We start from the raw sequence: 17,161 nt of genomic DNA, 5'->3' as shown, positions 1-17,161 counted from the left end.
GCAGTGATGGAATTATCAGCGCAACGCGAATGACACAGGTTTCTGACACAATCGCGCCATGCCAGGTACGAACCTCACGCGCGCCGAGGCCCAGGCCCGCGCCGCCATCGTCGCCGTCGACGCCTACCTCGTCGACCTCGACCTCACCTCGTCGGACACCACCTTCCGTTCGACCTCGACCGTCCGCTTCACCGCCACCCCCGGCGAGAGCACGTTCATCGACCTGATCGCGCCGGCCGTCGTCAGCATCGTCCTCAACGGCGAGGAGCTCGACCCGGCGACGCACTTCGCGGACTCGCGGATCTCGCTGCCGTCGCTCGCGGCGGACAACGAGCTCACGGTGGTCGCCGACTGCGCCTACATGAACACCGGCGAGGGCCTGCACCGGTTCGTCGACCCCGAGGACGGCGAGGTGTACCTCTACTCGCAGTTCGAGGTCGCCGACACGCGCCGCGTCTACGCCGTGTTCGAGCAGCCCGACCTCAAGGCCTCGTTCACCTTCACCGTGACGGCGCCGGAGCACTGGCACGTGCTGTCGAACTCGCCGTCCGCCAAGGAGGCCGTCGACGGGTCGATCGAGATCGCCGGCACCGCGCGCGGCGTCGCGCGCTGGTCGTTCTCCCCGACCACCCGCATCCCCTGCTACGTCACCGCGATCGTCGCGGGCCCGTACCACGAGGTGGTCGGGACGGTGGAGTCCCGCAAGGGGACGCTGAGCGCCAACGTGTACTGCCGCAAGGGTCTCGCGCCGTTCCTCGACGCCGACGTGATCCTCGACGACACGCAGAAGGGCTTCGCCTTCTACGAGGAGAAGTTCGAGACGGACTACCCGTTCGAGAAGTACGACCAGATCTTCGTGCCGGAGTTCAACGCCGGCGCCATGGAGAACGCCGGCTGCGTCACGTTCCTCGAGGACTACGTCTTCCGGTCCAAGACCGCGCAGGCGCGCGTCGAGCGCCGCACGGTCACCGTGCTCCACGAGCTCGCCCACATGTGGTTCGGCGACCTGGTCACCATGAAGTGGTGGAACGACCTCTGGCTCAACGAGTCGTTCGCCGAGTTCGCGTCGACGCTCGCGACCGCGGAGGTCACCAGGTACACGAACTCGTGGGTGACGTTCAACGTCCTCGAGAAGTCGTGGGCGCTGCGCCAGGACCAGCTCCCGTCGACGCACCCGATCATGGCCGACATCAAGGACCTCGAGGACGTCGAGGTCAACTTCGACGGCATCACCTACGCCAAGGGCGCCTCGGTCCTGCGCCAGCTGGTCGCGTGGGTGGGCCAGGACGAGTTCTTCGCCGGCGTCGCCGAGTACATGCGCAAGCACCACCACGCGAACGCGACGCTGAACGACCTGCTGGTCGAGCTCGAGAAGGCCTCCGGCCGCGATCTGTCCGGCTGGTCGGACGTGTGGCTCCAGAAGGCCGGCGTCACCACGCTGCGCCCGGAGATCGAGACGGACGATGCGGGGATCATCACCTCCTTCGCCGTCCTCCAGGAGGTGCCCGCCGAGTGGCCGACCCAGCGACCGCATCGTCTGGGCATCGGCGGCTACGACCTCACGGTGAACGACGACGGCGACGAGGTGCTCGAGCGGGTGCTGTCGGTCGAGGTGGACATCGACGGCGAGCGCACCGAGATCCCCGCGCTGGTCGGCAAGCCGCGGCCCGCACTGCTGCTGGTGAACGACGGCGACCTCGCCTATGCGAAGGTCCGCCTCGACGAGGCCTCGCTCGCGACCGCGGTCGAGCAGGTGTCGAAGTTCACCGACCCGCTGGCGCGCTCGATGGTGCTCGCCTCCGCCTGGGACATGACGCGCGACGCCGAGATGCCGGCGCGCCAGTACGTCGAGCTGGTGCTGAAGAACATCGGCGCCGAGACCGAGTCGACCACGGTGCTGGTGCTGCTGCGCCAGCTCGCGACCACGCTGAGCCTCTACGTGCACCCGACGGTGTCGGACGCGACCCAGTCGGACGCCGCGCGCGAGGTCTGGACGCTGATGCTCGCCGCCGCACCCGGCTCGGACAGCCAGCTCCAGTTCCTCAAGGCCTTCGCCTCGCTCGCCAACACCGAGCCGATGTACGACACGGTGCAGGCCGTCATCGACGGGAAGATCGCGATCAACGGCCTCGAGCTCGACACCGACCTCACGTGGGACCTGCTCACGTCGCTGGTGGCGGGCGGGCGCGCGTCCGAGTTCGCCATCGAGGTGCAGCTCACCAAGGACGCGACCGCGTCCGGGCAGCGCCGTGCCGCGCACGCCCGCGCCGCGATCGCGACGCCTGAGGCGAAGCGGGCCGCGTTCGACGCGCTCGTCAACGCGGAGGTGGACCTGCCGAACGCGCTCCAGTACGGCACCATCGCGGGCTTCAACCACGCCCACGACGCCGCGCTGCTCGCGCCGTTCGTCGACGAGTACTTCGCCGCGCTCCGCCGCATCTACGCGGAGAAGACCAACGAGATCGCCGCGAACCTCATCGAGGGCCTGTACCCCGTCCAGCTCGCCGGGCGCGTGCCCGACCTGCAGGACAAGGCCTTCGCGTGGCTCGAGGCGAACGCGGATGCGCATGACGCCCTCCGCCGTCTGGTGGTCGAGGGCAAGGACGGCGTCCGCCGCGCGCTCATGGCGCAGGCTGCGGACCTCGCCTACGAGGGCTGAGCGCCTCCTGCGGGGATCACCTCCCCGCAGGAGGCGCGCATCGTCCCCCGAGGGCACTCACCTCCCCGTAGGACGCCGGGACCCTCGCCGCGCGACGAGCGCGTCACCCCTGACAGACTGGACCCCATGCCAGGCCTGAACCTCACGAAGGCGGAGGCGGTCGAGCGCGCCGCCACCGTCGCGAACGTCTCCTACCGCGTCGACCTCGACTTCACCGCGACCGCGGACACCTTCCGCTCGGACACCGTGGTCGAGTTCGACGCGGTCGACGGGGCCTCGACCTTCATCGAGGCCGCAGGCGCGCGCATCGACCTCATCGAGCTCAACTGGGAGGCCCTGGACCCGGTCCTCCACGCCGAGGGCCGCATCGTGCTCGCTCCTCTCCGCGCGCGGAACACCCTGCGCGTCGCCGGCGACTTCGCCTATCGGAACGACGGCCAGGGGATCCACCGGTTCGTCGACCCGGCGGACGGGGAGGTCTACCTCTACAGCCAGTTCGCGGCCAACGACGCGCGCGCCGCCTTCGCGTGCTTCGACCAGCCCGACCTCAAGGCGCCGTTCACCTTCACCGTGACCGTCCCGGACCACTGGGTGGTGGTGTCGAACTCCCCCACGCCCGAGCCCGAGCCCCTCGACGGCCTCGCGACGGTCGCCGACGCGGACCACGGCACCGCCCGGTGGAGCTTCGGCCCGACCGCGCCGATCCCCACCTACGGCGCCGCGGTGGTGGCCGGGCCGTACGCGTTCCACGAGGGGCTCCTGCACAGCGCCAAGGGCGACGTCCCCGCGCGCGTCTACGGGCGCCGCGAGCTCGAGGAGCACTTCGACGCCGAGCGCGTGCTCGCCGACACCCAGGCCGGGCTCGACCTCTACGAGCGCGTGTTCCGCACCGACTACCCGTACGAGAAGTACGACCAGATCTACGTCCCCCAGTACAACCTGGGCGCGATGGAGAACATCGGCTGCGTCACCATCTCCGAGGACCGCCTTTTGTTCCGCGGACGCGCATCCGCGGCCAACCTCGAGTTCCGCACCGTGGTGGTGCTCCACGAGCTCGCCCACATGTGGTTCGGGAACCTCGTGACGATGCGCTGGTGGGACGACCTGTGGCTGAACGAGTCCTTCGCGGAGTTCATCGGCACGTGGGCCGCGGCCGAGGTGTCCGAGTGGACCGACGCGTGGGTGACGTTCGCGGCCGACCGGAAGTCGGTCGCCTACGTCCAGGACCAGCTCCCGACCACCCATGCGATCGTGACCGAGGTCCCCGACACCGAGGCGACGGTCTCCGCGTTCGACATGATCACCTACGCCAAGGGCGCGTCCGCGCTCAAGCAGCTCGCCGAGCAGGTGGGCGAGGCGGTCTTCTTCCGCGGCGTCGCGTCGTATCTCAAGCGCTACCGCCACGGCAACGCCACACTCGCCGAGTTCCTCGCGGAGGTCGAGCAGGCGGCCGACCGTCCCCTGGACGCCTGGGCCCGGGTCTGGCTCGAGACGCCCGGCGTCACCACGCTGCGGGCGATCGTGATGGAGGACGATGCGGGCCGCATCTCCCGCCTGGCCATCGCCGAGGACGTGCCGGCCGAGCACCCGGTCGGCCGCCCGCACCGCGTCCGCGTCGCCGGATACCTCCTCGGCGAGGAGGGCCTGCATCGGTCCTGGAGCGTGGACGCGGGCCTCGACGGCGAGCTCACCGAGGTCGGCGCCGCGGTCGGCCTGGCCGCGCCCGACCTGCTGCTGGTCAACGACCAGGACCTCTCCTACGCCAAGCTCCACCTCGACGACCGCTCGCTGGAGACGCTGCGCGACGGCATCGGCGCGATCGACGAGCCGATGGTGCAGGCGACCGTGCTCGACGCGCTCTGGCACATGGTCCGCGACGGGTCGCTGCCCGCGCAGGTCTACGTCGACGCCGTGCTCACCCTCCTGCCGCGCCTGCGCAACTCCGCGACCGCGGAGTCGCATGTGCGCCTGACCGTGTTCGCGCTGACGCGCTACGTCGCGCCCGAGCTCACGCTGCCGCTGACCGAGGCGGCGGCCGAGCGGATGTGGGCCGCGCTCGCGGGGGCCGCCCCGGGCGGCGATCCCCAGCTCCAGCTGCTCAAGGCCTACGCGTGGTTCGCGACCACCCCCGACCAGGGCGAGCGCCTGCGGGCCCTGGTCGACGGCTCCGCCGAGCTCGAGGGGCTGCCGCTCGACTCCGACCTGCGCTGGGACCTGGTGGCGGGGATGGCCGCGTCCGGCGCGGCCACGCTCGAGCAGGTCGACGTGTACGCGGCGCGCGACGTGACCTCGGCGGGCCAGCGGCGAGCAGCCGGCGCGCGAGCCGCGATCGCGTCACCGGACGCCAAGCGCGCCGCCTGGGACGCGCTGGGCCACCCGGCGACCGGACCCGCCACGAACGCCGTCCAGTTCGAGCTCGCCGCCGGTCTCGCGCGCGCCGTCGACCCGCGGCTGCTCGTCCCGCTGCTCGACGACCTGCTCGCGGGGCTCCGCGGCTACTACGACGCGAACGCCGGCTTCGTCGGCGCGCGGGTGGTCAAGGCGGTGCTGCCGACCGCGCTCACCGGGCGCGTCGACGGGATCGCCGAACGGCTCGAGACGTGGCTCACGGCGAACGCCGATGCGCCGTCCGTGCTGCGCAAGGCCGTGATCGAGGCGCTCGACCACGTGCGCCGCGCGGCCGTCGCGCAGGCGGTCAGCCGCTCCGCCCGCTGACCGCCGGACAGCCCGCACCGAGCTGGTCCCGGTCGGTCCGCGTGTCGCGTCCACACGCGTCGCGACACGCCGCGGACCCGGGACGCACTCCGTGCGCACTGTCCGGGGAGGTGGCTAGGAGCGGGCGGCCTTGATGGCTCGGAACAGCCGCCGCACGCGCGGGTGCTCGAACAGGTCGTCCAGCAGCACCGGCTCGCCGTTGCCGTCGGTGATCGGCACGCACCAGTTCGGGTACTCGGTGTCCGTGCCCGGCATGTTCTGGGCACGACGGTCGCCCACCGCGTCGGTGATCGCGACCCCGGTGAGGAGCGAGGGGCTGTCGAGCACCCACCGGTGCAGGCCGGCGACCAGGTCCTCCTCGTTGTAGTCGCCCAGGATCCAACCACGCTCGAGCATCACGTCGATGTACGCCTGACGCTCGCGCTCGGCCTCCGCCTGCGCCGCCTCGATCCCGCCCTCGCCGAGCATGCCGAGCTCGGCCCGGAGCGTCACGTGCTCGCCCGCGAGGTACGCGGGCGTCGGGGGCAGGTCGTGCGTGGTGACCGCCGCGAGCGTGTCCGCGCGGTAGTCCTCGGGCAGACGCGGGGCGCCGTCGTCATGGCGCTCGAACCAGACGATGGACGTGCCGAGGATCCCGCGGGAGTGCAGGTAGTCGCGCACCCACGGCTCGACGGTGCCGAGGTCCTCGCCGATCACGATCGTGCCCGCGCGCTGCGCCTCGAGCGCGATGATCCCGATGAGCGCCTCGTGGTCGAGGTACACGTAGGCGCCGTCGAGCGGCGGGTGCCCGGCCGGGACCCACCACTGGCGGAACATGCCGAGCACGTGGTCGATCCGCAGGGCGCCGGCGTGACGCGCGGCCGCACGCACCATGTCCCGGAACGGCAGGTACGCGGCGGCCTCCAGGGCGCGCGGCTGCCACGGCGGGATCGACCAGTCCTGACCCATCGCGTTGTAGTAGTCCGGCGGCACGCCCAGGCTGATCCCCTGCGCCAGCACGCGCTGAGAGGACCACGCGTCAGCCCCCTCGGGGTGCACGCCGACCGCGAGGTCGACCATCACGCCGATGCTCATGCCGGCGCGGGTCGCGGCGGCCTGCACCCGCTCGAGCTGCTCGTCCGCGATCCACTGGAGCCACGCGTAGTACAGCACCCGGTCGGCGTGCTCGTCGCGCCAGGCCGCCACCGCCGCGGACGTCGGGGAGTCGAACTCGTCGGGCCAGGGCAGCCCGCGGTGCGCCTCGGAGATCGCGCACCACGTGGCGAAGTCCTCGAGCGCGGCGCCCTCGCGCAGGCAGAACTGCTCGAAGAGCGCGTCGCGGCCCGCGGAGCGGGGCGCCTTGAACACCTCCTCGAGCGCGGCGGACTTGAGCCTCCACACCGCGTTGCGGTCGAGCAGCTCGTCCGACTCGTTGAGGCGCTGGGGCTTCTCCGCCTCCCACGCCAGGAGCGCGCGCTGCTGCGACGGCAGGTACGCGACCTCGGGGATGTCCTCGACACGGATGTAGAGGGGCGAGAGGAACCGCTTGGACGTCGGCAGGTACGGCGAGTTGGTGATCGGCGCCACGGGCTCCGTCGCGTGCAGCGGGTTCACCAGGACGAACTCGGCCTCCGCGCGCGCCTTGCCCAGCGCGCACAGATCCGCGAGGTCGGCGAGGTCGCCCACGCCCCACGAGCGCTCGGAGCGCAGCGAGTACAGCTGCACCGTGAGCCCCCACGGCCGGGCCGCGCGGATCGCCGGGTCGATCTCGACCTGCGCGGGGGCGATCACGATGTGCCCGCGCCCGCGGCGCCCTCCGGACACCGCCTCGACCACGTGCCAGCCCAGGGGGAGGTCCGCCGGGACCAGGAAGGTCGCCCGGCCGCGCATCGTCCCCGCGACCTCTCGCGGCGGCACCCACCGGTCGAGCTGCTCCATCTCGCGCGTCTCGCCGCTCTCGAGACGCAGCGTCACGTCGACCTCGTCGCCGTCGTCGACGTGGACGGGCAGCTCGAGGGCGTCGCCCGCGGTCACCACGACCACGGGCGGCACCAGCCGGCTCCACTCGAGGTCCTCGAGGGCCTCGAGGGAGCGCTCGCAGGCGACGTCCGAGCCGGCGTCGACCCCCATCGCGGCGAGGGCCGCGCGGATCGCGGCAGCGGAGCACTGGACCAGGGTTCCGTCGATGGCGTAGTACTCGACGGACACGCGGCACGCGCGCGCGAGCGCCGCGAGGGCCTCCGACGGCAGCTCGCGCTCGACCTCGGGCGCATCGTTCACACGCTCATCCTGCCACGATGCTGGGCGGATGCGGGCGCTGGCGCGCCCTCGTCTAAGGTGGGGCGCGTGATCTTCCTCACCGCATCGGCGACCCCCGAGCCCGTGCCCACCAGCAGCGCGGAGGCGCAGGAGCTGATCGACGGGTGGATCTCGAACCTCGAGGGCGGCGCGCTCGCGATGCTCGTCGTGACCGTCCTGCTGCTGCTCGCCTGGTTCGTCGGTCGCGGCCTGATCAAGGGCGTGACCAAGGGGATCGAGCGCGGGACCCCGTTCCAGGACGCGCGGACGCGCCGGGCGCTCAAGAAGGCACGCATCCCGATGCCGGAGCCCGACACGATGGAGCTGCGGCTCGAGACCGAGCGTCGCAGCCAGCGGGCCCACACCCTCAAGCGCGTGATGACCTCGGCCCTCGCCGTGGTGCTGATCGCGACGTTCGTCATGACGCTGCTCACCGTGCTGGGCATCCCGGTGAGCGGCATGCTCGCCTCCGCCGGCATCGTCGGCGTGGCGCTGGGCTTCGGCGCGCAGTCGCTGGTCAAGGACGTGCTCACCGGCGTGTTCATGCTGATCGAGGACCAGTACGGCGTGGGCGACGTGGTCGACCTGGGCGAGGCCTCCGGAGCGGTCGAGGAGGTCGGGATCCGGTCGACCCGGCTGCGGTCCCTCGACGGGACCGTCTGGTACATCCCGAACGGCGAGATCACGCGCGTGGGCAACATGACGCGGCTGTGGTCGCGCGCGCTCGTCGAGGCCCGCTTCGCCTACGACACCGACATCGAGGCCGCCCGTCAGGCGATGCTCGACGCAGTCGAGGCCGCCAAGGGCGCCTCCGACCAGGTCGCGGCCAACGTGCTGTCCGAGCCGGAGGTCGCCGGCGTCGAGTCGCTCGAGTACAACGCGGTGATGCTGCGGCTCCTGGTGCAGGTGAACCCCTCGACGCAGTGGGACATCATGCGCGAGATCCGTCGGCAGCTGCGGACCATCCTCGCGGAGCGGGGCATCGAGCTCGCCGTTCCCGGCGAGGCCATGATGGTGGACTCGAAGGCTCCCAGCCGCGTGCTGCACGACTCTGCGCGCACCGACTCCGGAGATCAGCCGACCGATGCGGACGGCCGGCCGCTCCCTCCGCCCAACGACGCCGCGGACGACTGATGAGTCAGCCGGGCATGAACGTCGGAGCGGGTCCCGCTCAGGACGAGGGCCAGAGCTTCTTCGAGGCGGTCGGAGGGCACGCGACCTTCGACGCGATCGTCCGCGCGTTCTACGACGGCGTCGCGGGAGATCCGGTGCTCCGGCCCATGTACCCGGAGGACGACATGGAGGGCGCCGTCGAGCGCCTCACGCTGTTCCTCGAGCAGTACTGGGGCGGTCCCACCACGTACTCCGATCGGCGAGGTCACCCGCGGCTGCGCATGCGCCACCAGCCGTTCCGCGTCAACCCCGACGCGCGCGACCGGTGGATCGCCCACATGCGCGAGGCCGTCGCACGCCAGAACCTCGCTCCGCTGCACGCCGTCACCCTGATGGACTACCTGGAGCGCGCGGCGCATTCCATGGTGAACACGTTCGAGGAGGGCTGATGGAGCGCGTCGAGGACATCTGGGCGGACGCCGCGGTCGCCTCCGGCATGGCCGCCCTGGACCTGCGCCGGCTCGGCGACACGAGCTTCGAGGGCGACTCGCTGCCGATGCCGCGCGGCCGCGTGTTCGGCGGGCAGGTGCTCGCGCAGTCGCTGCTCGCGGCGGGCGCCACCGTGGCCGAGGACCGCTTCGCCCACTCGTTGCACGGGTACTTCCTCCGCGCGGGCGACGCCACCCAGCCGATCCAGTTCGAGGTCGAGATCCTCCGCGACGGCGGCTCCTTCTCCGCGCGCCGCACGCATGCGCTCCAGAACGGCAAGCCGATCCTGTCCCTGATCGCGTCCTTCCAGCTTGAGCAGGAGGGACCGGAGCACGCGGCGCCCATGCCCGAGGTGCCCGGTCCGGAGGAGGCCGCGTCGGGCGTCGACATCATGGCTCCGTTCGCCGGCCACCCCTCCGCCGACTTCTGGCTCACGAAGGCACCGTTCGACGTGCGCCACCTCGACGGCTCGCTCTTCCTGGGGCCGGACGCGGAGCCGAAGTCGACCCAGATGGCCTGGATGCGCGTGCGCCGGCCGATCGACGCCCCCGACCTGATGCACCGCGCGCTGCTGGCGTTCGGCTCGGACCAGGTCATGCTCGAGCCGCTGCTGCGTCGCCACGGGGCCTCGTGGGTGACGCCGGGGGTGGCCGTCGCCAGCCTCGACCATGCGATGTGGTGGTACCGGCCGGCGCGCGCCGACGAGTGGCTGCTGTTCGTCCAGGAGGCGCCCAACGCCCGGGGCGGTCGCGGCCTGACCGCGGCGCGGATCTACGCGCAGGACGGTACCCTCGTCGCCTCCGCGGCCCAGGAGGGCATGATCCGGATGTAGCGGGCTGACTGGTCCGTCATGCCTCGTAGGACCACGGATGTCACCGGTCTCACCGGCCGACCGGACACCACGGCGCCGTGTAACGATTCGATAAAGCCCGCTGCCTGAGTTGGACAACCCCCCGGGGGTCGTTGTTACGGTCGGCAAGCCGCTTCGCCTGGCTGTCCCCGGCCGGCTGAGGCGTCAATGACCAGCCGAAGACCTCCTGACGCGCCCGCCCGACGCGGTGCTGCGGAGTGTGAGCAACGCCGCCCCGCGGTGTCGCCGGCGGGCCCGTGATTGCCGTCCGACGGCTGCGAGTCCCCTCGCTTGCCGAGGCCTTCGCCCACCCGAGTGAAGCCTGAGGACCCGTGAACGACGCGATCGCCTTGAAGGCGGAGGGCCTGTACAAGGTCTTCGGCCGCAACGCCGAGGCCGCCGTGGACAAGCTCCGCGCCGGCACCCCCCGAGACCAGCTCGGCGGCGCCACCGCCGCCGTCATCGACGCCTCCTTCGAGGTCATGCGCGGCGAGATCTTCGTCGTCATGGGTCTGTCGGGCTCGGGCAAGTCGACCCTGATCCGCATGCTCAACGGGCTCCACCCCGCGACCACGGGCAGCGTCGAGATCGGCGGCGAGCCGATCACGGCGACCAGCCCGAAGCGCCTGCGCGAGGTCCGTCGCACCAAGGTCTCGATGGTGTTCCAGCACTTCGCGCTGCTCCCCCACCGCACCGTGATCGACAACGTCGCCTACGGCCTGGAGATCCAGGGCATGGGCCGCGAGGAGCGGATCGCCCGCGCCCGGAAGGTCACCGAGATCGTCGGGCTCGCCGGCTGGGAGGAGAAGCACCCCGGGGAGCTCTCGGGCGGCATGCAGCAGCGCGTGGGCCTCGCCCGCGCCCTCGCGGCCGACACCGAGGTCCTGCTGATGGACGAGGCGTTCTCCGCGCTCGACCCGCTGATCCGCCGCGGCATGCAGGACCAGCTGCTCGAGCTCCAGAGCGAGCTCGGCAAGACCATCATCTTCATCACCCACGACCTCAACGAGGCGATGTACATCGGCGACCGGATCGCCGTCATGCGCGACGGCCGGATCGTCCAGATCGGCACGCCGGAGGAGATCCTCACGGACCCCGCGAACGACTACGTCGAGCAGTTCGTCCAGGACGTCGACCGGGCCAAGGTGCTGACGGCGGAGTCGGTCATGCGGCCCGCCCGCGCGGTGGTCCACACCGGCGCCGGCCCCCGCGCCGCCCTCACGCTGATGCGCGACGAGCAGGTCGCCGGCGCGTACGTGGTCAACCGCGACCGCAGCATCGTCGGATGGGTCCGCGACCGCGACGTGTTCGACCTGGTGCGCAAGGGATCGACCGACCTCACGCCTGCGGTCAAGCCCGACCACGGCGCCGTCGCCGCCGACACCGCGCTCGCCGACCTGTTCATCCCCTCCCTCGAGGCCGCGCTCCCGCTCGGCGTCGTCGACCACCGGGACCGTCTGGTCGGCGTGATCCCGCGCGTCACGCTGCTCGCGGCGCTCGGCGGGGAGCCCGAGGCCGCCGCGACCGCCAGCCCCCGACCCGATCCGCTGCCGACCGAGATGGTCGACCAGCTGCTGGAGAGCGCCGTCGGAGCCGGCGCCGCCGACGCCAAGGAGGCCCGCTGATGGACATCCGCATCCCCGTCGGCTCGTGGATCAAGGACTTCTTCGACTGGCTCGAGGACACGTTCTCCTGGCTCTTCGAGGCGCTCCGCCAGCTCTTCATCTGGATGTTCGACGCCGTCGACTGGGTCTTCGCGACCCCGCCGGCGCTCGTGGTGATCGCGCTCGTCGCGGCCGCCGCCCTCCTCGCGCGCGGCTGGCGCTTCGCGCTCGGCTCCGCGATCGGCCTGCTCTTCATCATGAGCGTCAACCAGTGGGACAACGCGATCGACTCGCTCGCGCTCGTGCTGGTCGCCGCCTTCCTGGCGGTGGTGATCTCCATCCCGCTCGGCATCTGGGCCGCCCGCAACGACACGGTCTCGGCCATCCTCAAGCCGGTCATGGACTTCCTGCAGACCCTGCCCGCGTTCGTGTACCTCGTGCCCGCGCTCGGGCTGTTCCGCATCGGCGTCGCCCCCGGCATCATCGCGACCCTGATCTTCGCGATGGCCCCCGGCGTACGCCTCACCGAGCTCGGCATCCGCGGCGTCGACAAGGAGGTGGTCGAGGCCGGGCAGGCGTTCGGCGCGCACCCGCGCCGCATCCTGCGCCAGATCCAGATCCCCCTCGCGATGCCGTCGATCATGGCCGGCGTCAACCAGATCATCATGCTGTCGCTCTCCATGGTGGTCATCGCCGGGCTCGTCGGCGCGGGCGGACTCGGCGGCGACGTGGCGCAGGCGATCTCCGCGCTCAACGTCGGGCTGGGCTTCGAGGCCGGCCTGTCGGTCGTGGTGCTCGCGATCCTGCTCGACCGCTTCACCGCATCGTTCGGCAAGGGCCTCGGCCTCTACTCGCGATGGCGCCGTGCCGCCGTCGCGAAGAAGGAGGCGGACGAGCAGGCCCGCTTCGACGCCGAGCTCGTCGAGGTCGGCGGGCCCCGTCGCTCGCCCGGCGCGGGCGGGGGTGGCGGCAGCCTCTGACCCTTCGCCGCATCGTCCCGCCCGGACGATGCGGCGCCCACCCAGGCTTCGCGGCCGCAAGGCCGCGTGCGCATCGCGGAGAAAGGACCCGGATGCGCTCACGGGCGCGGAGACACCGCGACCCGGGAAAGGAATACCAATGTTCAAGCGCACTGCCACCGCGTTCGCGGTGACGGCTGCTGCGGGCCTCGTGCTCGCGGGCTGCTCGTCCTCCGAGGGCGAGGCCGCCGACGAGGCCACCTCCGGCTCCGACGCCATGGCCGGCGGCGAGCTCACCCTCGCCGTCTTCAACGGCTGGGACGAGTCGCTCGCCACCTCGCTGCTCTGGGAGAACATCCTCGAGTCCAAGGGCTACACCGTCGAGCTCGAGTACGCCGACCCCGCGGTCGTCTTCCAGGGCGTCGCCGACGGCGACTACGACATCGTCACCGACGTGTGGCTGCCCCTCACCCACGCCTCGTACATCGAGGAGTTCGGTGACGACATGGAGGAGCTGGGCGCCTGGTTCGACTCCGCCGCGCTGACCGTGGCCGTGAACGCGGACGCGCCGATCGACTCGCTCGACGAGCTCGCCGACAATGCGGACGCCTTCGGCAACCGGATCGTCGGCATCGAGCCGGGCGCGGGTCTCACCGCCACCGTCCAGGATGCGGTCATCCCGACCTACGGCCTCGAGGGTCTCGACTTCATCACCTCGTCGACCCCCGCGATGCTGTCGGAGCTCGACACCGCCACCTCGAACGGCGAGAACATCATCGTGACGCTGTGGGAGCCCCACTGGGCCTACGGCGCCTACGACCTCAAGAACCTCGAGGACCCCGAGGGCACGCTCGGCGAGGCCGAGAGCATCGTGACCTACGGTCGCGCGGGCATCTCCGAGGACCACCCCGAGGTCGCCGCGTGGCTCGGCGCGTTCACCATGGACGCCGACCACCTCTACGACCTCGAGAACCAGCTCAACGGCCAGGACGCGTCGGACTACGCGGACATCGTGTCCGAGTGGGTCGCCGCGAACCAGGAGTGGGTGGACTCGCTCACCGCGTGATCCCCTCGCATCGCTGAGAAGGCGCCGGTCACCCTCGGGTGGCCGGCGCCTTCTGCGCGTGCGGGGCGGCTCAGCGGTTGCGGAAGCGCACCGGCTCGTCGAGGTGCGGGCTCCACGCCTCGCGCTCGGCCTCGGTGAGGCGCCGCGGCCGGTTGGACTCGGCGTCGATCAGCACCAGGGTGGTCGCGGCCTTGGCGTAGAGCGCGCGCGGCTCGTCGCCGGCGGGGGACCACACCTCGTAGCAGATCTCGATGCTCGCGCCGCCGAGCCTCCCGATCCACAGCTGGACGTCGAGCGGCCGACGCAGGTACGGGATCGGCTCCAGGTACTCGATCCGCTGGGCCGCGATCAGGGTGATGGTCTCCGCGTCGGGGCCCCCGGCGATCAGGGCCGTGTGGGGCACCTCGTGCTCCTCGGCGGCGGAGCGGTCCGCCCAGAACACGCGGATGCGCGCCTCCTCGAGGAGCCGCAGCATCTCGGCGTTGTTGACGTGCCCGTAGGCGTCGAGGTCCGACCACCGCAGCGTGATCGGCACATGGATCCGGCTCATGCCTTCACGCTAGCGCGGACCTGCACCTAGCCTGGACCGGTGAGGTTCACGGATCCGCAGGTCATCCTGTTCGTGGGCGACTGCGAGCGCGCGGCGCGCTTCTACGGGGCGTTCGGATTCGCCGAGACCTTCCGCAGCCCGGACGATGCGCCGGTCAAGATCGAGATGGCGATGGGCGGCTTCGCGCTCGGGCTGGCGCTGCCCGGCCCCGCCGCGGAGAGCCACGGCCTCTCCCCCGTCACCACCGGCGACCGCGCCTGCCTCACCCTCTGGACCGACGACGTCGAGGCCGCGTACGGGCTCGCGGTCGATGCGGGCGGCACGGCGCGGCGCGCGCCGCATCCCTTCCGGGACGGGATCCTCAGCGTCGCCTTCGTCGACGATCCCGACGGGCATCCGGTCCAGCTGGTCCAGCGCGTCCGCTGAGACGACGACGCCCGCGCCTCGGGTGAGGCGCGGGCGCGGTCGACGGGTGCTCGCGGTCAGTCGCGCGTGAGCTTGCGGTAGGTCACGCGGTGCGGGCGCGCCGCCTCGGCGCCCAGGCGCTCCACCTTGTTGGCCTCGTAGGACTCGAAGTTGCCCTCGAACCAGAACCACCTGGCCGGGTCCTCCTCGGTGCCCTCGTACGCGAGGATGTGGGTCGCGACGCGGTCGAGGAACCAGCGGTCGTGGGAGACCACCACGGCGCAGCCGGGGAACTCGAGCAGCGCGTTCTCGAGCGAGCCGAGCGTCTCGACGTCGAGGTCGTTGGTCGGCTCGTCCAGCAGCAGGACGTTGCCGCCCTCCTTCAGGGTGAGGGCCAGGTTGAGGCGGTTGCGCTCACCGCCCGACAGGATCCCCGCGGCCTTCTGCTGGTCCGGGCCCTTGAAGCCGAATGCGCTGACGTACGCGCGCGAGGGCATCTCGACCTTGCCGACGTTGATGTAGTCGAGCCCGTCGGAGACGACCTCCCACAGCGACTTGTCCGGGTCGATCCCGCCGCGGCTCTGGTCGACGTAGGAGACCTGCACGGTCTCGCCGACCTTCAGGTCGCCGCCGTCGAGCGGCTCGAGCCCGACGATGGTCTTGAACAGGGTGGTCTTGCCCACGCCGTTGGGGCCGATCACGCCGACGATGCCGTTGCGCGGCAGCGAGAAGCTGAGCCCGTCGATGAGCACGCGGTCGCCGAAGCCCTTCTTGAGGTTCTTCGCCTCGATCACCGTCGAGCCCAGGCGCGGGCCCGGCGGGATCTGGATCTCCTCGAAGTCGAGCTTCCGGGTGCGCTCCGCCTCGGCCGCCATCTCCTCGTACCGGGCCAGGCGCGCCTTGGACTTGGTCTGACGTCCCTTGGCGTTCGACCGCACCCACTCGAGCTCCTCCTTGAGGCGCTTGGCGAGCTTCGCGTCCTTCTTGCCCTGGACCTGCAGGCGCTCCTGCTTCTTCTCGAGGTAGGTCGAGTAGTTGCCCTCGTAGGGGTACAGGCGTCCGCGGTCGACCTCGCAGATCCACTCCGCGACGTGGTCGAGGAAGTACCGGTCGTGGGTGACGGCGAGCACGGCGCCGGGGTACTTGGCGAGGTGCTGCTCGAGCCACAGCACGGACTCGGCGTCGAGGTGGTTGGTCGGCTCGTCGAGCAGCAGCAGGTCGGGCTTCTCCAGCAGCAGCTTGCACAGCGCGACGCGGCGGCGCTCACCGCCCGAGAGGACCGTCACGTCCGCGTCCGGCGGCGGGCACCGCAGCGCGTCCATGGCCTGCTCGAGCTGGGCGTCGAGGTCCCACGCGTTGGCGTGGTCGAGCTCCTCCTGGAGCTCGCCCATCTCGGCCAGCAGCTTGTCGTAGTCGGCGTCGGGGTCCGCCATCTCCTCGGAGATCTGGTTGAAGCGCTCGAGCTTGGTGTAGATCTCGCCCACGCCCTCGCGGACGTTCCCGATGACGTCCTTCTCCTCGTTCAGCGGCGGCTCCTGCAGGAGGATGCCGACGGTGTACCCGGGGCTGAGCCGCGCCTCCCCGTTCGAGGGCTGCTCGATGCCGGCCATGATCTTGAGGATCGTGGACTTTCCGGCGCCGTTCGGGCCCACGACGCCGATCTTGGCGCCGGGGTAGAACGCCATGGTCACGTCGTCGAGGATGACCTTGTCGCCGTGCGCCTTGCGCGCCTTCTGCATGGTGTAGATGAACTCTGCCACTGCCGCTCCGTGTCTCGAGTGCGCGCGTGCGTGCCGCGCCGGATACCAGTGACCTAGCCTACGCGAGCGGTGCCGGGCGCAGGGGCGCCCGGCACCGAGGCCTCACCGCACCAGGGTCGGCGCCTCGGCCTCCGCGTCCTCGGGCTCGTCCAGCTCCTCGTCCCCGGGGACGCGCTCCTCCGCGTCGCCGCGCGCCGCCTCGATGGCCTCGCCCGCGGCGGTGCCGTCACCCTCGCCCATCGACTCGTCGCCGACCGCACGGGTGAACGTCGCGAAGCCGCGGGTGAGGTCGTGGCCGACGGCGGTCGCGTCGATCACCAGGTCCGTGCGCGGGCCCTTCTCCGACTCCCAGAGGTTGGTCCGCATCCTCCCGGTGACCAGCACCGGCTGGCCCTTCTCCACCGACTGCTTGACCAGGATCGCGGAGCCGCGGAACGCGCGGACGGTGAACCACTCCGTCGCCCCGTCGACCCACTCGCCCCGCGCCCGGTCGAAGTACCTCGGGGTCGAGGCGAGCCGGAAGCTCGCCACCGCCGCCCCGTTCTTGCCCACGGTCAGGCGGACGTCCGTCGCCGCCCACCCCACCACGGTCACCTGCAGCTCGTTCATGTCTTCCTCCCTGGCGGCCGCACCGTGCGGCCGCTTCCAGGGTGGGAGGGTGGACGAGGCGGAGCGGCCGTGGGCGCCGCGATCGGGGATGACGGCCGTGAGCTG

The 17,161-nt window shown here is 71.5% G+C and carries 13 protein-coding genes; 9 read left to right on the top strand and 4 right to left on the bottom strand.

Going from position 1 to position 17,161, the window contains the following annotated elements:
- The first annotated feature begins 58 nt into the window (after positions 1-58).
- The gene (pepN, locus tag QQX13_RS08915) at positions 59-2,659 is read left to right on the top strand and encodes an aminopeptidase N (protein ID WP_301153152.1); all 2,601 of its coding nucleotides are present in this window, start codon (positions 59-61) and stop codon (positions 2,657-2,659) included.
- A 126-nt stretch (positions 2,660-2,785) separates the two neighbouring features.
- Complete coding sequence (gene pepN, locus QQX13_RS08910) at positions 2,786-5,374, top strand: aminopeptidase N (RefSeq protein WP_301153151.1); 2,589 nt, start codon at positions 2,786-2,788, stop codon at positions 5,372-5,374.
- 114 nt (positions 5,375-5,488) lie between these two features.
- Here pepN (QQX13_RS08910) and malQ read toward each other — a convergent pair whose 3' ends face one another.
- Entirely contained in the window at positions 5,489-7,633 is a 2,145-nt protein-coding gene (gene malQ / locus QQX13_RS08905; protein WP_301153149.1) for a 4-alpha-glucanotransferase, read from the bottom strand.
- A gap of 66 nt (positions 7,634-7,699) precedes the next feature.
- On the opposite strand from malQ, the gene QQX13_RS08900 reads away from it, so the two are divergent.
- The 6 genes from QQX13_RS08900 (at position 7,700) to QQX13_RS08875 (ending at position 13,732) form a co-directional block, all read left to right on the top strand.
- Positions 7,700-8,785 (top strand): mechanosensitive ion channel family protein, encoded by a 1,086-nt coding sequence (locus QQX13_RS08900; protein ID WP_301153148.1) that lies wholly within the window; start codon positions 7,700-7,702, stop codon positions 8,783-8,785.
- Positions 8,786-8,799: 14 nt separating this feature from the next.
- On the top strand, positions 8,800-9,213 hold the full coding sequence (locus tag QQX13_RS08895) for a globin (RefSeq protein WP_301153147.1): 414 nt from the start codon (positions 8,800-8,802) through the stop codon (positions 9,211-9,213).
- The gene (locus tag QQX13_RS08890) at positions 9,213-10,085 is read left to right on the top strand and encodes an acyl-CoA thioesterase (protein ID WP_301153145.1); all 873 of its coding nucleotides are present in this window, start codon (positions 9,213-9,215) and stop codon (positions 10,083-10,085) included. The genes QQX13_RS08895 and QQX13_RS08890 overlap by 1 nt, the downstream gene beginning before the upstream one ends.
- A gap of 350 nt (positions 10,086-10,435) precedes the next feature.
- Positions 10,436-11,728: a quaternary amine ABC transporter ATP-binding protein gene (locus tag QQX13_RS08885; protein ID WP_301153144.1), complete on the top strand. Its 1,293-nt coding sequence runs from the start codon at positions 10,436-10,438 to the stop codon at positions 11,726-11,728.
- On the top strand, positions 11,728-12,687 hold the full coding sequence (locus QQX13_RS08880) for an ABC transporter permease (protein WP_301153142.1): 960 nt from the start codon (positions 11,728-11,730) through the stop codon (positions 12,685-12,687). The genes QQX13_RS08885 and QQX13_RS08880 overlap by 1 nt, the downstream gene beginning before the upstream one ends.
- 139 nt (positions 12,688-12,826) lie before the next feature.
- A complete protein-coding gene (locus QQX13_RS08875; RefSeq protein WP_301153141.1) occupies positions 12,827-13,732 on the top strand; it encodes a glycine betaine ABC transporter substrate-binding protein in 906 nt (301 codons plus the stop codon).
- 70 nt (positions 13,733-13,802) lie between these two features.
- On the opposite strand, the gene QQX13_RS08870 is transcribed toward QQX13_RS08875, so the two are convergent.
- Complete coding sequence (locus tag QQX13_RS08870; RefSeq protein WP_301153139.1) at positions 13,803-14,282, bottom strand: acyl-CoA thioesterase; 480 nt, start codon at positions 14,280-14,282, stop codon at positions 13,803-13,805.
- A gap of 39 nt (positions 14,283-14,321) precedes the next feature.
- Here QQX13_RS08870 and QQX13_RS08865 point away from each other — a divergent pair, with 39 nt between their 5' ends.
- The gene (locus tag QQX13_RS08865) at positions 14,322-14,708 is read left to right on the top strand and encodes a VOC family protein (protein WP_301153138.1); all 387 of its coding nucleotides are present in this window, start codon (positions 14,322-14,324) and stop codon (positions 14,706-14,708) included.
- Between the two features lie 56 nt (positions 14,709-14,764).
- Here the strand turns inward: QQX13_RS08865 and ettA are convergent, their stop codons facing one another.
- The gene (gene ettA, locus QQX13_RS08860) at positions 14,765-16,447 is read right to left on the bottom strand and encodes an energy-dependent translational throttle protein EttA (protein ID WP_301122066.1); all 1,683 of its coding nucleotides are present in this window, start codon (positions 16,445-16,447) and stop codon (positions 14,765-14,767) included.
- 102 nt (positions 16,448-16,549) lie between these two features.
- Positions 16,550-17,056: a single-stranded DNA-binding protein gene (locus QQX13_RS08855; RefSeq protein WP_301153137.1), complete on the bottom strand. Its 507-nt coding sequence runs from the start codon at positions 17,054-17,056 to the stop codon at positions 16,550-16,552.
- Between the last annotated feature and the right edge of the window lie 105 nt (positions 17,057-17,161).

This window comes from Demequina lignilytica, assembly GCF_030418375.1.
Taxonomy (GTDB): domain Bacteria; phylum Actinomycetota; class Actinomycetes; order Actinomycetales; family Demequinaceae; genus Demequina; species Demequina lignilytica.
Note: the sequence above shows the minus strand (reverse complement) of the source record. Positions and strands in the feature narration are given on the sequence as shown.

What these genes read in the sequence shown, in the direction of transcription:
- pepN (WP_301153152.1), top strand. Translation starts at nt 59, where the DNA reads ATGCCAGGTACGAACCTCACGCGCGCCGAGGCCCAGGCCCGCGCCGCC.
- pepN (WP_301153151.1), top strand. Translation starts at nt 2,786, where the DNA reads ATGCCAGGCCTGAACCTCACGAAGGCGGAGGCGGTCGAGCGCGCCGCC.
- QQX13_RS08895 (WP_301153147.1), top strand. Translation starts at nt 8,800, where the DNA reads ATGAACGTCGGAGCGGGTCCCGCTCAGGACGAGGGCCAGAGCTTCTTC.
- QQX13_RS08890 (WP_301153145.1), top strand. Translation starts at nt 9,213, where the DNA reads ATGGAGCGCGTCGAGGACATCTGGGCGGACGCCGCGGTCGCCTCCGGC.
- QQX13_RS08880 (WP_301153142.1), top strand. Translation starts at nt 11,728, where the DNA reads ATGGACATCCGCATCCCCGTCGGCTCGTGGATCAAGGACTTCTTCGAC.
- QQX13_RS08875 (WP_301153141.1), top strand. Translation starts at nt 12,827, where the DNA reads ATGTTCAAGCGCACTGCCACCGCGTTCGCGGTGACGGCTGCTGCGGGC.
- QQX13_RS08870 (WP_301153139.1), bottom strand. Translation starts at nt 14,282, where the DNA reads ATGAGCCGGATCCATGTGCCGATCACGCTGCGGTGGTCGGACCTCGAC.
- QQX13_RS08855 (WP_301153137.1), bottom strand. Translation starts at nt 17,056, where the DNA reads ATGAACGAGCTGCAGGTGACCGTGGTGGGGTGGGCGGCGACGGACGTC.